The 14344-nt window shown below is 65.9% G+C and carries 11 protein-coding genes; 6 read left to right on the forward strand and 5 right to left on the reverse strand.

Annotated elements, in window-relative coordinates; genetic code table 11:
* The first annotated feature begins 68 nt into the window (after positions 1 to 68).
* From trpB to L284_RS31915, 3 genes are all read left to right on the forward strand, one after another.
* On the forward strand, positions 69 to 1310 hold the full coding sequence (gene trpB / locus L284_RS31905; protein ID WP_021233367.1) for a tryptophan synthase subunit beta: 1242 nt from the start codon (positions 69 to 71) through the stop codon (positions 1308 to 1310).
* A gap of 3 nt (positions 1311 to 1313) precedes the next feature.
* Positions 1314 to 2090 (forward strand): tryptophan synthase subunit alpha, encoded by a 777-nt coding sequence (gene trpA, locus L284_RS31910; RefSeq protein ID WP_021233368.1) that lies wholly within the window; start codon positions 1314 to 1316, stop codon positions 2088 to 2090.
* A 109-nt stretch (positions 2091 to 2199) separates the two neighbouring features.
* On the forward strand, positions 2200 to 3495 hold the full coding sequence (locus tag L284_RS31915; RefSeq protein ID WP_021233369.1) for a bifunctional folylpolyglutamate synthase/dihydrofolate synthase: 1296 nt from the start codon (positions 2200 to 2202) through the stop codon (positions 3493 to 3495).
* On the opposite strand, the gene L284_RS31920 is transcribed toward L284_RS31915, so the two are convergent.
* Positions 3492 to 5162: an AmpG family muropeptide MFS transporter gene (locus L284_RS31920; protein WP_031341769.1), complete on the reverse strand. Its 1671-nt coding sequence runs from the start codon at positions 5160 to 5162 to the stop codon at positions 3492 to 3494. The two genes, L284_RS31915 and L284_RS31920, sit on opposite strands and share 4 nt — an antisense overlap.
* A gap of 341 nt (positions 5163 to 5503) precedes the next feature.
* Here L284_RS31920 and L284_RS31925 point away from each other — a divergent pair, with 341 nt between their 5' ends.
* Complete coding sequence (locus tag L284_RS31925; protein WP_021233371.1) at positions 5504 to 6706, forward strand: pseudouridine synthase; 1203 nt, start codon at positions 5504 to 5506, stop codon at positions 6704 to 6706.
* 26 nt (positions 6707 to 6732) lie between these two features.
* Complete coding sequence (rsmD, locus tag L284_RS31930) at positions 6733 to 7290, forward strand: 16S rRNA (guanine(966)-N(2))-methyltransferase RsmD (RefSeq protein WP_235054327.1); 558 nt, start codon at positions 6733 to 6735, stop codon at positions 7288 to 7290.
* Positions 7291 to 7336: 46 nt separating this feature from the next.
* Here the strand turns inward: rsmD and L284_RS0123920 are convergent, their stop codons facing one another.
* A complete protein-coding gene (locus L284_RS0123920; protein WP_031341772.1) occupies positions 7337 to 7993 on the reverse strand; it encodes a hypothetical protein in 657 nt (218 codons plus the stop codon).
* A 111-nt stretch (positions 7994 to 8104) separates the two neighbouring features.
* Here L284_RS0123920 and L284_RS31935 point away from each other — a divergent pair, with 111 nt between their 5' ends.
* Positions 8105 to 10429: an ATP-dependent helicase gene (locus L284_RS31935; RefSeq protein ID WP_407635834.1), complete on the forward strand. Its 2325-nt coding sequence runs from the start codon at positions 8105 to 8107 to the stop codon at positions 10427 to 10429.
* Positions 10430 to 10435: 6 nt separating this feature from the next.
* On the opposite strand, the gene L284_RS31940 is transcribed toward L284_RS31935, so the two are convergent.
* The 3 genes from L284_RS31940 to L284_RS31950 form a co-directional block, all read right to left on the reverse strand.
* A complete protein-coding gene (locus tag L284_RS31940) occupies positions 10436 to 11866 on the reverse strand; it encodes a carboxylesterase/lipase family protein (RefSeq protein WP_031341773.1) in 1431 nt (476 codons plus the stop codon).
* Positions 11867 to 12000: 134 nt separating this feature from the next.
* Positions 12001 to 13401, reverse strand: coding sequence for a DEAD/DEAH box helicase (locus L284_RS31945; RefSeq protein WP_021233377.1), 1401 nt, complete (start codon positions 13399 to 13401; stop codon positions 12001 to 12003).
* Positions 13402 to 13643: 242 nt separating this feature from the next.
* On the reverse strand, positions 13644 to 14282 hold the full coding sequence (locus L284_RS31950) for a hypothetical protein (protein ID WP_021233378.1): 639 nt from the start codon (positions 14280 to 14282) through the stop codon (positions 13644 to 13646).
* Between the last annotated feature and the right edge of the window lie 62 nt (positions 14283 to 14344).

The following is a 14344-nucleotide window of genomic DNA, read 5'->3' on the forward strand; positions in this document are numbered from 1 at the left end:
GAAGCAAGCGATCCCAAGGCTTGTTACATGCTGGACTTGACCGTCCGGCTCTGCCAATCGGCCGGATCATGACCAGCCAAACGCCCGTGAACAGCTTCCGCAACCTGCCCGACGAAACCGGCCACTTCGGCCAGTTCGGCGGGCGCTACGTCGCCGAAACGCTGATGCCGCTGATCCTCGATCTCGAGAAGGAATATCGCAAGGCACAGCAGGATCCGGCGTTCTGGTCGGAATTCGATGCGCTGATGAAGGACTTCGTGGGCCGTCCCAGCCCGCTCTACTTCGCCCCGCGCATGACGGATCATTTCCGCGCCAAGGCACCGGCCGGAAAAGGCCCCAAGATCTACTTCAAGCGCGAAGAGCTGAACCACACCGGCGCGCACAAGATCAACAACTGCATCGGCCAGATCCTGCTCGCGATCCGCATGGGCAAGACGAAAATCATCGCCGAGACCGGCGCCGGCCAGCACGGCGTCGCCACGGCGACCGTCGCCGCCCGCTTCGGTCTGCCCTGCAAGATCTTCATGGGCGCCAAGGACATCGAGCGGCAGAAGCCCAACGTGTTCCGCATGAAGCTGCTGGGGGCCGAAGTCGTCTCCTGCGAAAGCGGATCGCAGTCCCTGAAGGACTCGATGAACGACGCGCTGCGCTACTGGGTCGCGAACGTCCACGACACTTTCTACATCATCGGCACCGCCGCCGGCCCACACCCCTATCCAGAGCTGGTCCGCGATTTCCAATCCATCATCGGCAAGGAGACGCGCGAGCAGATGCTGGAAAAGGAAGGCCGCCTCCCCGACATGCTGGTCGCGGCCGTGGGCGGCGGATCCAACGCGATCGGCCTGTTCCACCCTTTCCTCGACGATCCAGACGTGGCGATGACAGGGATCGAGGCAGCGGGCCACGGCATCGACACCGACAAGCACGCCGCCTCGCTCACCGGCGGCAAGCCCGGCGTCCTGCACGGCAACAAGACCTACCTGCTTCAGGACGCGGACGGCCAGATTACCGAGGCCCATTCGATCTCGGCCGGTCTCGACTATCCGGGGCTGGGGCCGGAGCACTCGTGGTTGCATGAGAGCGGCCGCGTGAACTACGTGCCGATCACGGACGCCCAGGCCCTGGAGGCGTTCCAGCTCTGCTGCGAACTGGAGGGCATCATCCCGGCGCTGGAAAGCTCGCACGCGCTGGCCGCGTTGCCGCAACTGACGGCGGAGATGGACGAGGACAAGCTGCTCGTCGTCAACGTCTCGGGCCGGGGTGACAAGGACATCTTCACGGTCGCCGAAGCGCTGGGCGTGGAGCTTTAACCGATGACCCGCTTCGAAACCGCATTCGCCAAAGGTCCGGCGCTCGTCTGCTTCATCACCGGGGGTGACGGCGACACTGCCGCCAATCTCGACGCGCTCGTCGAGGGCGGCGCCGACGTGATCGAACTCGGCATGCCCTTCACCGATCCCATGGCCGACGGCCCGGCGATCCAGGAAGCGAACATCCGCAGCCTCGACGCGGGCACGAAGACCGCCGACGTGTTCCGCATGGCGAGCGAATTCCGCGCTCGCCATCCGCAAGTGCCGCTGGTGCTGATGGGCTATGCCAATCCGATGATCGCGCGCGGCGCCGACTGGTTTGCGGGCGAATGCGCCAAGGCCGGTGTCGATGGTGTGATCTGCGTGGACATTCCTCCTGAAGAAGATCCCGAACTCGGCCCCGCCCTGCGGGAAAAAAGCGTCTCGCTGATCCGCCTCGCCACGCCGACCACCGATGCCGCGCGCCTTCCGGCCGTGCTCGAAGGCTCCTCGGGTTTCCTCTACTACGTTTCAGTCGCAGGCGTGACCGGCATGCAGCAGGCAGCGCAAGGCTCGATCGAGGACGCCGTGGCCAGGCTCAAGGCCGCCAGCAAGATCCCCGTCGCGGTCGGCTTCGGCGTGCGTACCCCGGAGCAGGCGAGCGCAATCGCCAAAGTCGCGGACGGCGTGGTCGTTGGTTCGGCGCTGGTCGATCTGGTCAAGCAGCACGGCACCGAGGCGCCAGCGCATCTGCGTGCGCTGACCTCGGCGCTGGCCGAAGCGGTTCACGCTGCGCGCTGACCGCTTTCGCACCAAATTTCGTCATTGCGAAAAGCATGACGACACCGCAATTCCGTACATCGCGGCAGCCGAACAGGCTTGCCGCGATGTTCTTTTCCGGACCGATGCCATGAAAGATTTCGCCACCTCCGAAGACCCGCGCGTTCAGGCCCAGCTTGACCGACTCGCGGCGCTTTCGATCCCGCAAGGCCGCCTCGGTCTGGAAACGATCCACGCGCTGCTCGAACGTCTCGGAGATCCGCACAAGCGCCTGCCGCCGACCTTCCACGTCGCCGGAACCAATGGCAAGGGGTCGACCTGCACCTACTTGCGCTTCATGCTCGAAGCACAGGGCCTGAAGGTCCATGCCGCCACCAAGCCGCACCTCGTGCGCTACAATGAGCGCATTCGGCTCGGCGGAAAGCTGATCTCGGACGAGATGCTGGCCGATCTGCTCCGTGAAGTGCTGGACGCGGGCGAAGACCTGAGTCCCAGCTTCTTCGAAGTGACGACGGCGGCGATCTTCCTCGCCTTCGCGCGCGAGCCTGCCGACGCCTGCGTGATCGAGGTGGGCCTGGGCGGCCGACTCGATGCCACCAACGTCATCGACCATCCGGCCGCCTGCGGGATCGCCACTCTCGGCATCGACCACGAGGCCTTCCTGCTGCGTCCCGAAGAGGGCGCGCCGGAAGAACCGCTCGCCCGCATCGCGTTCGAAAAGGCCGGGATCGTGCGCGGCCCCGCGCCGGTCGTCACGCTGGCCTATCCGGAAAGCGCCACGCTGGAGATCGAACGGGCCGCACTGACGGCAGGCGCGCCGCTGCACATGCGCGGGCGCGATTGGGATGCAGCGGTCGGCGACGTGATCGAGTATTCAGACCGCCACGGTGAACTTGTCCTGCCGCTCCCGACGCTGCCGGGCACCCATCAGGCCGAAAACGCCGCTCTGGCCGTCGCCATCCTGCGCCATCAGGACCAGGTCACGGTCTCACCCGAAGCGCTCGCGGACGGCCTCCGCGCCGCACATTGGCCCGCTCGCCTGCAGCACCTTTCCAGCGGCCCGCTGACCCGCCATGCCGGGGCACGCGAGGTCTGGCTGGACGGTGGCCACAATCCCGATGCCGGGGTGGCCATCGCCCGCCATTTCGCCGGACAGCGGCTTCATCTCGTTATCGGCATGCTGGCGAACAAGGACCCGCGCGCCCTTGTCGATCCTCTGACGCAAAGCATCGCCAGCATCCGCGCCGTGCCGGTGCCGGGGCATGACTGCCACGGTCCGGCCAGCTTCGGCGCCTCGGCCCTTGCTGCCGATAGCGTCGCCGACGCGCTCACGAATCTGCCGGATGACGGCCTGCCGGTACTGATTGCCGGATCGCTCTATCTCGCGGGCGTAGTCCTCGAGGCAAACGAGGAAGTGCCGGACTAAGCGCGCGCCTTGCGCGCCGTCCGCCACCATTCGAGCAGGCACAGGACGATCGCGATCGTGCCGATCCAGGTGACCAGCACGAACATACGGTAATAGCCCTGCTCCTGGATGAGCTGCCCCAGCGCTCCCCGGCCCAGCGTACCGACCAGCAAGGTCAGCGACGACAGCAGGGCATATTGCACCGCGCTGTATCCCTTCGAAACGATCGACGAGAGCCAGGCGATATAGGCCGCGCCGGCAATGCCCGTCGCCAGGTTCTCCATGCCGATGGTGACCATGAGCGTGCCCAGGCGCGGCTCGCCGCCGAGTTGCGCCACCAGCCATGTCACTCCCAACATGTCGCTGATGACCGCCATATGGCCGCCGCCCAGGGCAAGGTCGGCGTAGAGCAGGTTCGTAGCGGCGGCGAGGACTGCCCCGAGCGTCAGCGTGGCCATGCGGCCTACTACCGTCAGCAGCGTACCGCCCAGCGCCAGGCCCAGCACGATCGCACCTACGCCGAAGAACTTGGAAGCGATCGCCACCTCGTCCTTCGTGTACTTCAACTCGCCCAGATAGAACGGATAGGCGAACGTGCCCCAGATCGAATCGCAAAGCCGGTAGGTCAGCACCAGCGCCAGCGCCAGCACGAGCCCCCAGCCCATGCGGCCGACCAGTTCGGTCAGCGGCAGGATCAGCGCGCGATAGAGGTGGTCCGCCGCGCGCGAGCCGGTGCCGTTATGCGGCACGGCCTCGGGAAGGAGATGCCGCCCGCTGCGCTGCAGCCAGACGAGCACGGCGGCGATCGCGGCGGGCAGGATGATCGTGGCGATGACGATCAGCGGTCCGGTCTTCGCCACGAAGTCCACGGCATCGGGCCGTGCACCCGGATCGCTGCCGAGCGAGCGCACCATGAACACGCCAACGGTCACCAATGCCCAGCCCCAGAGCAGGCCGACCAGCCCCAGCGCCAGCGCACGCACGCGCGGGCTGAGCTGGCCAGCCTCGCGCAGTTCGAGCAGTTCGTCGCGCTCATCGGCGCTGGGTGCAATTGCGTCGGCATCCGGGGCGAAGAGGCATATGACGCCTGCCATCACGAGGATCAGCCCCATGACCAGGAACACCGAGGTCCAGCCGATCCGTTCGGCCAGGATCAGCGCCAGCGCGCCGCCGACCAGCGCGGCGATGCGGTAGCCCATCTGGAACACGGTGGAGAGCATGTCGATGGTCGCCACCTCGTCCGCGACATCGACGCGCCAGGCATCGATGGCGATGTCCTGCGTGGCAGAGGCGAAGGCCCCGATCCCGGCGAGCAGCGAAAACAGTCCCAGCGCCGCGACGGGGTCGAGCTGCGACAGGGTGACGAGAATGATGCCCAGCAGGACCTGCGCCGTCACGATCCACTGCTTGCGCCGACCAAGGCGGCGCAGCACCGGCAGGTCGATCCGGTCCAGCGCGGGCGACCAGAGGAACTTGAAGGCATAGGCCAGCCCGATCAGCGAGAATACGCCCATCGTCTCCAGATCGACATGTGCGTCGGAGAGCCAGGCATAGAGCGTGCCGAGCAGCAACGAATAGGGCAGCCCCGCCGCGAAGCCGAACACCGCCATGAAGCCGGTCTTGCGATTGCCCAAAGCACGAATCACCGCTCCCCAACCGGGCTTCGGGGCAGCAGAGGCTTCAGACATCCCATTTTCTCCAACGGCGACAGCTTCGGACAGACCGGGGGCGACCGTAACGCATGGTTTCCCGAAGGGAAGGCTGGATGAAGCGGCGATCAACAGGTATGGGCGAGCGAATGTCCAAACCTCCTTTCAAATCCGGCGGCCCGAAGCGGGGCGGCTCTTCTCGCGATGGCGGATCTTCCCGTGGCCCTTTCCGCACCGGCTCTGGCAACAGCTCAGCTAGCGGCCCGGGCAGGGGAGGCCGGCACGGCGCCGACAGGACCGGGCGCGCAGAAGGTCGCACGGGCGAAAGCGCCGGACGGGGACGGGGCGCTCGCGACGGCGCCTCGCGCGATGCGCGGCCTATGCGTGACGATCGTCCGGCGCGCGGCGGCCGCAGCGATCGCGGCGAAATCTTCGGCCGCAACGAGCGCCCTGTTCGCGATCAACGCTCACGCGACGATCAGCGCACCCGCGGCGAACGCCCTGCGCGCAGCGAACGCCGGAACGACGATCTGCGCCCGCGCGGTGACCGGCCTTTCCGTGACGACAGCTTCTTGCGCAGCGAACGTCCGGCACACGGGGAACGCGCCGCGTACGGTGAGCGCCCGGCGCGCACGACCGCGGCAACACCGGACGGTGCCGCGCGCCGCGGGTCCGGCGGACGTTCGGCCGAGTTCTCGCCCCGTGACGGTACCTACTCCTCGCGCGGTCCCCGCTTTTCGGAGTCGCGCTCGTTCGATGGCGAGCGCCCGCGCCGCAAGCCGCCGCGCGCAGCGCCGCAGGCTGCCGCTCCCACACCCAAGACGCCGGGAATGCCCGAGCGCGAGGGCGAGCGCATCGCCAAGCTGCTCGCCCGCGCCGGAGTCGCCAGCCGCCGCGAAGCGGAGCGTCTGATCATCGAGGGCCGCGTCAAGCTGGGCGATGACCTGATCGAGACGCCGTCGACCGTACTCACCAGCCTGCGCGGCGTCACCGTGGACGGCAATCCGGTTCGCGAAGCGGAAGAGACCCGCCTCTTCGCGTTCCACAAGCCCGCCGGCCTGCTTACGGCGGAGCGCGACCCGGGCGGCCGCCCGACCATCTACACCGCCTTGCGCAATGCCCTTCCCGAAGGCGCGGGCCGCGTGATGCCGATCGGCCGCCTCGATCTCAACACCGAAGGCCTGCTGCTGCTGACCAACGACGGCGCGTTCAAGCGCGAGTTGGAACTCCCCGCTACCGGCGTGCCGCGTACCTACCGCGCGCGCACGTTCGGCGACATCAGTCAGGCGCAGCTCGAAGACCTGATCGAGGGCATCGAGATCGAAGGCGTGGTCTATGGGAAGATCGATGCCAACATGGAGCGCCGGACCGGGCGCAACCAGTGGATCGAGATGACGCTCACCGAAGGCAAGAACCGCGAAGTGCGCCGCGTTCTCGAACATCTTGGACTTCAGGTCAGCCGTCTGATCCGCACTTCCTACGGGCCGTTTCGTTTGCTCGATTTGCCCAAGGGCACGGCTTTCGAAGTCGCGCCGCGCGACCTGGAGAACTTCCGCCGAACGCTTTCGGGCGGAAAATCGTGAAGGGCGCAACCGGTAAAGCGGCTGCAGTGAAATCCGGCCTGCGTATCGTTGCAGGTGAATGGCGCGGCCGCAAACTGGCTGCGCCGGAAGGCGCTACCACCCGGCCCACGGCCGATCGTACCCGCGAAACTCTGTTCTCGATGCTCATCAGCCGACTCGGCACGTTCGAAGGATTGAAGGTAGCCGACCTCTTCGCCGGATCGGGCGCTCTGGGGCTCGAAGCTCTGTCTCGCGGGGCGGCGCATTGCCTGTTCGTGGACCAGGATCCAGCGGCCGTCCGCGCGCTACGCGGCAATATTGCGAATCTGCATGCCCAAAGCCGCAGCGACGTTCGCGCCAGTTCGGTGCTGTCGCTCGGTCCGGCGAAGGAGACGCTTGATCTCGTTCTGCTGGACCCGCCTTATGATACCGGCGCCGGTGCCGTAGCTATCGACAAGCTCGCACGGCTTGGCTGGATCGGCGAGCAGACCTGGATAAGCCTCGAAACCGCCAAGACCGAAGCCGTCTCAATCAAGGGGTTCGTGCTCGAAAGCGCGCGCGACGTCGGCAAGGCCAGGCTTCACTTCCTTCGCCGCGAGGTCTGAAAGCCCCGTCGCCCCGGATGGCCGCCGGGACGACGGGGCTGCCATGTCACTTGCCGCCGCGATTGCGGCAATTGTCCTTCACCGTCTTGCTGCAGATCGGATAGGTCTTGTCCATCGCCGTTGCCGGCGGCGGTGTCATTGCGCCCTTGTATGGCCCTCCCTGATAATTGGGGTCGGCCGGCATGGCGGGGCGGGCCGCCTGTCCCGCAGATTGCGGGTCGGGCACCCCCGTCGTCGGCATGCCCTCTCCCGGAGGGTTCGCTTGAGCGGGCGGCGTCGTCGGCGTCTTGCCGGCCATCTGCTGCGAGATCGAGTTCCAGGCGACCGCCTGCTGTTCCGGCGTCATCTTGTAGATCTGCCCGCGCTGGTCAGGCGTGAGCGCCCAATAGCCCTTCTGCTGAGGCGCCGTGAGGCTCCAGTAATAGGCCTGATATTCCGGGGTCCAGCTGTCGTAGTCGCTGCGCTGAGCCGCCGGCCAGGCATCGTACATGGCCTTCTGGTCGGCGGTCATCGAAGCCGATGTCCTGGGCTTTGCCTGTGCGCCGCTGGGCCCGGTCGATGTGGACGGCGGCATGGCAGGTTCTTCGGGAACGGGCGGCGCATCGCTGCCGACCTGTTGAGCATGAAGCGCGTCGGTCGGTCCCAAGGCCGTCAGGCTCAGAATGGACGCGGCAGCAGCGCCAGAAAGGAGATATTTGCGCATGATTCGCTCTCCACTTCTTCTTGTCTGTCGTTATTTTTTCTCCGTGACTCAGCGACGCGCCGCGCAGGGGGATTGTTCCGGGGCTGCGACGAACCGGCCTTGCGTCACGACATGCCGTTCCCTAGATGTTCACGGGTGAACGATCTGCAATCCTCCTCGCCCCAAGCACCCTCCGATCCTCTGATCGAAGGCCTCAATCCGCCGCAGCGGGACGCGGTGCTGACGACCGAAGGCCCCGTTCTCATGCTAGCGGGGGCAGGCACCGGCAAGACGGCGGCGCTCACCCGCCGGCTGGCGCATCTCGTCCGCAGCCGTCTGGCCTGGCCCAGCGAAATTCTCTGCGTCACCTTCACCAACAAGGCCGCGCGCGAAATGCGCGAACGCGTCGGGCACCTGATCGGTCCGGCGGTGGAAGGGATGCCCTGGCTCGGCACCTTCCACGCGATCGCCGCCAAGATGCTGCGCCGCCATGCCGAACTGGTGGGTCTCCAGCCCAACTACACGATCATCGACACCGACGATCAGCTTCGCCTGCTCAAGCAGCTCATCCAGGCCGAAGGGCTGGACGAAAAGCGCTGGCCCGCCCGCCAGCTCGCCGGCTGCATCGATCGCTGGAAAAATCGCGGACTCAATCCCGCCGATCTGGATGCCGGCGAGAACGAAGCCTATGCCAATGGACGCGGACAAAAGTTCTACCAGCTCTACCAAGACCGCCTGAAGGCCGTGAATGCCTGCGACTTCGGCGATTTGCTGCTGCACATGCTCAATATCCTGCGCACCAACCGCGAAGTGCTGGAACAGTATCAGCAGCGTTTCAAATACGTCATGGTGGACGAGTACCAGGACACCAACCAAGTGCAGTACCTCTGGCTGCGGCTGATCGCGCAGGAGCGCAAGAACATCTGCGTGGTGGGGGACGACGACCAGTCGATCTACTCGTGGCGCGGGGCGGAAGTCGCCAATATCCTCAAGTTCGAAAAGGATTTTCCGGGCGCCAAGGTCATCCGGCTGGAGCAGAACTATCGCTCCACGCCCCAGATCCTGGCCGCCGCTTCGGGCCTGATCGGCGAGAATACCCAGCGTCTCGGCAAGACCTTGTGGACCGAGCGACACCCCGGCGAGCAGGTCCGGGTGATCGGCGTGTGGGACGCGCCCGAGGAGGCGCGCCGCGTGGGCGACGAGATCGAGCGGCTCGAGCGCCAGGGCGCACCGTTGGATCAGGTCGCCATTCTCGTGCGCGCCCAGTACCAGACGCGCGAGTTCGAGGACCGCTTCATCTCGATCGGCATGAAGTACCGCATCATCGGCGGCTTCCGCTTCTACGAACGCGCCGAAATCCGCGACGCCCTCGCCTATCTGCGCGTCATCGCCCAGCCTGCCGACGACCTTGCCTTCGAACGCATCTACAACGCGCCCAAGCGCGGCCTTGGCGCCAAGGCGCTGGAGGCGTTGCATACGCTCGCTCGCCGGCGGGGCATTCCGCTCGCCATGGCTGCCATCGAGATTGCCGATACCGATGAGCTGCCGGCCCGCGCCCGCAACACCTTCCTTTCCCTGATGCGCGATTTCGCGCGCTGGCGCGATCTTGCCGGAACGGAGAACCCGGCCGACCTCCTGCGCAACGTGCTCGACGAAAGCGGCTACACCGATGCGCTCCAGGCCGAGAAGACGCCCGAGGCGGCCGGGCGCCTCGAAAACCTCGTCGAATTGGCTCGCGCCATGGAGGAATACGAGACGCTCGGGGATTTCCTCGAGCACGTCAGTCTGGTCATGGACAACGATGCCGCTTCCGATGAGGAAAAGGTGACGATCATGACCATGCACGCTGCCAAGGGCCTGGAGTTCGACAACGTGTTCCTGCCCGGCTGGGAAGAAGGCGTCTTCCCCTCGCAGCGGGCGATGGACGAAGGCGGACTCGCCAGCCTGGAGGAAGAGCGCCGCCTGGCCTATGTCGCGATCACCCGCGCGCGGCGCAAATGCACGATCCTTCATGCCGCCAATCGCCGCATCTACGGCCAGTGGACCAGTTCGATTCCGTCCCGCTTCATCGCGGAATTGCCCGAGGATCACGTCGAAAGCGAAACGACCCTGTCAGGCGGCGCTTCGCTGTGGCGGGCGCAATGGTCGGAAATGGCGGATCCGTTTGCCGAAGTTGCGCGCGCGCAGCCTGCTCGCACCATTACGCGCGGGCCGGGCTGGCAACGCGCCGCCGCTCGCGAATTCGATACGACGCCTCGCAAGATCGCTGAGTCCACGCGCAGTGCCGCCAGCTTCGCCGCCAAGCCGCGCACCGATGTGGAGATCGGCAGCCGCGTATTTCACGAGAAGTTCGGCTACGGCGCGGTGATCTCGCAGGAAGGCAACAAGCTGGAAATCGATTTCGAACAGGCCGGGCGCAAGCGGGTGCTCGACAGTTTCGTCAAGCCTGCCGGCTGAGCCGCTTCACAGGCCTGCCTTGGCCGGCGCCGCCTGGATCTGGCTCAGCCATGGATCGCGCTTGAACGTCGCCGTTCCGTCGGGTGCGAACTCGAGAAGTTCGGCGCCGTCCTTCGATCGCGCCGGCCACTTCGGAAGCGTCCCACCGTTCGGATCGCCGGTTCTCGCGAAGTTCACGAGATAGCCGCTGACGGTGCGCCCGACGGCGTTGTCCCGCGCACTCGTACGATCGCCATACTTGATCGCCTGCGTGCCGAGAAAGAATGGAATGTCAGTGGCATGGCCAGCGCCCTTGCCTGCGGGGAGGGACGAGGCGACGTAGGAAAAGCGGTACTCGTAAACCGGAATGCCCGCCTGGGCGACGAGCCCGGACACCTGCCGCGCACCGGCGATCATGCCTCCGGCAATGCCGCCGATGTCGTCGCTGGTCGCCCCGATCATCATGGGAACGTGGTGGAAGCGCTTTGCCGCGTAAGCCGCTCGCTGGTCGACGGCCAGCCGACCGTCCACGAAAGGACTGGAGAACGTGCGAGGCTGGCCCGATGGCGCGAACATCGCGGCAAGGTTCAATCCGTCCGTCACTTGCTCCGCGGACAGCGCGCGCAGCTTGGCCAGGGCTTGCGGGTCTTGCGGTGCGATGCCCTTCCCCTCCCCGAAGCGGGCACCGACGGCCTCGGCCGATGCAAGGTCGGCTTCGGCAAGACTCGTGCCGTTGCCGCCCGACATCACCACGGCCTTGTGAAACAATCCCTTCGCTTCCGGGGACGTCACCAGAGTGTTCACCGACATGCCACCCGCGCTTTCGCCGATGATCGTGACATTATCCGGATCGCCGCCGAATGCCGCGATATTGCGCTTCACCCAGCGCAGCGCCGCCAGCTGATCCATGTAGCCGTAGTTGCCGATCCGCCCACCGTCTTCGCCGGCTTTGGTCAGTGCGGGATGCGCGAAAGTGCCGAAGCGACCGACACGGTAGTTGAAGCTGAAGAACAGAACGCCCTGCCGCGCCAGTTCCGCGCCGGAATAGGTCGTCGGAGAGGCGCCCCCGTTCACGAAGCCGCCTCCGTAGATCCAGACCACGACGGGCAGCTTTCCCCGCGTTTCGGCAGGTCGCCAGACGTTGGCGTAAAGGCAGTCCTCGGCAGGTGGCGTTCCCAGCGGAGCGGCGTCTCCGTCGAACGGCTTCTGCATGCAGTCATGCCCATAGGCGGTTGCGGCCCGCGTCCCCGCCCAGGATGCGGCAGGCTGCGGCGCGCGCCAGCGAAGCAGCCCCACCGGCGGCGCGGCAAAAGGGATACCTTTCCAACTGGCTACGCCGTTCTCGGCGCTACCGGCCAGAGTACCGCTTTCGATGCGCACTTCCGTTCCGGGTTCCGCCAGGACGGCACAGGAGGTCGTGAGCATTCCGGCAAACGCCAGTATGTGCCTGATCTTCATGTATCCCCCGCTGCCGACGACCTTGATGGACAGTCTGGCACGGGTGGAGGCCGCCGGGCAAGCGCGATCAGGCCGGGTCGGACGCTCTGCCGTCAAGCCAAAGACGCGCGGCGGCGTCTTCGGCGCGGGTGCCGTCAGGCCAGCGCCGAGACGTGCAGGAACTCAGGGATCGGACCGTTCCAGCCATCGTCGGCGGGTTCCGCTTCACGGCGGCGCGAGCGGTTTCCATCCGAGCGGCGTTCACGGCGCTGTTCCTCGCCCCGGCTATCCCGGCGCGGCGCGCGTTCCTCGCGGCTTTCGGCCCGCTCGTCATAGCGCGGCGCATCGGCGCGCGAAGCGGCTTCCGCTCGGGCAGGCGTACGTTCGCGCCTTTCCCCACGCGGCTTCTCTTCGCGAACCGGGGCCGGAGCCGTTTCTTCCGCCGGCATCTGATAGACGGGGATCTTGCCGCCGGTCAGCTTCTCGACATTGTCGATCGCTTCGGCATCTTCAGGCGCAACGAACGTGAAGGCCCGCCCGGAAGCGCCGCCGCGACCGGTACGGCCGATGCGATGGACGTAGTCGTCCGGGTGCCAGGGCGTGTCGAAGTTGAAGACGTGGCTTACGCCCTTCACGTCCAGACCGCGCGCGGCAACGTCCGATGCGACGAGGATGTTGATCGATCCGTCCTTGAACCGCTGAAGCTCCGCCAGACGCGCGGGTTGGTCCATGTCGCCGTGAATCTCGCCGGCAGCGAAACCATGACGCTTCAGGCTCTTGGCCAGTTCGCGCACCGTCGTCTTGCGATTGGCGAAAACGATGGCGGTGGAAACGTCGTCGGTCTGCAGGAGGTGGCGCAGGACTTCGCGCTTCTTGCGAGTCGGCACGGCCACCTTGTGCTGGACGATATTGGTGTTCGTGGTCGCCGGGCGAGCGACTTCGATATACTTCGGGTTGGACAGGAAGCGATCGGCCAGCTTCTTGATCACCGGCGGCATCGTTGCCGAGAACAGCAGCGTCTGCCGATTCGTGGGCAACTTGGAGCAGATCGTCTCGATATCGGGAATGAAGCCCATGTCGAGCATGCGATCCGCCTCGTCGATGACGAGCAGTTCGCATCCCGTAAGCAGGATCTTGCCGCGCTCGAACAGGTCCATCAGACGGCCGGGCGTGGCGATCAGCACGTCGACGCCTTCTTGAAGCGCCTTGATCTGGTCACCCATCTGTACGCCGCCGATCAGCAGCGCCATCTTGAGATCGTGGTTCTTGCCGTACTTCTCGAAGTTCTCGGCAACCTGCGCAGCCAGTTCGCGCGTCGGTTCGAGGATCAGCGATCGCGGCATCAGCGCCCGGCGCCGGCCATGGGCGAGAACGTCGATCATCGGCAGCACGAAGCTGGCCGTCTTGCCGGTTCCGGTCTGAGCTATGCCGATGAGGTCCTTCATCATCAGGACCGGCGGAATGGCTTGGGCCTGGATGGGAGTCGGCTCGCTATAGCCAGCGGTTTCAACCGCTTGCAACAGTTCGTCAGACAGGCCGAGATCGGCAAAGTTCATAGACAGACAAGTCTCATAGGCAGGAGTCGTGCGAGATTGCGGGGTACTTCGATTATGTCGCGGCGCTGCTGCGAGCCTCGAATCAAACGAACCACGCGCATGCCCATCGTACACCTGCGCGCCGCCTAGTCGGGAAATACCGCAGAAGTCAAGGAAATCCGCGCCCGGCCGGCACTATGCAGACGGTTTCCTCGCATCGATCGCCTGAACAGGCGGGTTTGCCTCTCGAATCCGAAGGGTCGTCAGCGACCGGCGGCTACCAGTTGGCGAATCTTCGCCAGCTTGCAACTGGTGCCGCTACGCGACAGCAGTTCGTCCCGGTCGATGCAGAGCTGCCCGTCCGCCGTGCGGGACAGCAGGAAGCCCGAGTAAAACGCCCCGGCGCGGCAGCCTCGCTCCAGTTCCGCGCCCACGATCCGGCGGTCCCGCATGAACAGCAGAAGCCGGCTCTGACCGTCGGGCTGAACCCCCGCGATACCCGACATCGGCAGGCATTTGCCGATCTTCCGCTCCAAATAGCGGGGCCGCTCATCGCCGCGTCCGGGCATGCCCATGAGCATGTCCGGTCGCGTCGGCATCTGTGCGCGGGGGCTTACGCGGATCGTCATGCGCTGTTCGATTCGCACCTGCCACGACGATTCCGGCTCGACATGCGCGAACGCGTCGGCGGCAGACCGCCAGCCACCGGAGGAGGGCAAAGCTGAGTAGTCAGGCCAGGCATAGCCCTGCGTCGCACTGATGCCCGGCACGGAGATCGGCGCGGCAGCAGGTTCCCGGCGATCTTCCTGCTTGCCCCGCCCGCCCTGCGCGCCACCATGCCCCAGCCCGACCGCAGGAAGCAGCAGCGCAAACGGATAGAGCAGGACAGAAGCGAGATTCATGAAAAAGGAACGGTCCCCGGGCGCACGTCCTGGCTGCCATAGAGCAAGAGCTTGAACCAGCG

Origin of the sequence: Novosphingobium lindaniclasticum LE124 (assembly GCF_000445125.1) — a bacterium.
Classification (GTDB): domain Bacteria; phylum Pseudomonadota; class Alphaproteobacteria; order Sphingomonadales; family Sphingomonadaceae; genus Novosphingobium; species Novosphingobium lindaniclasticum.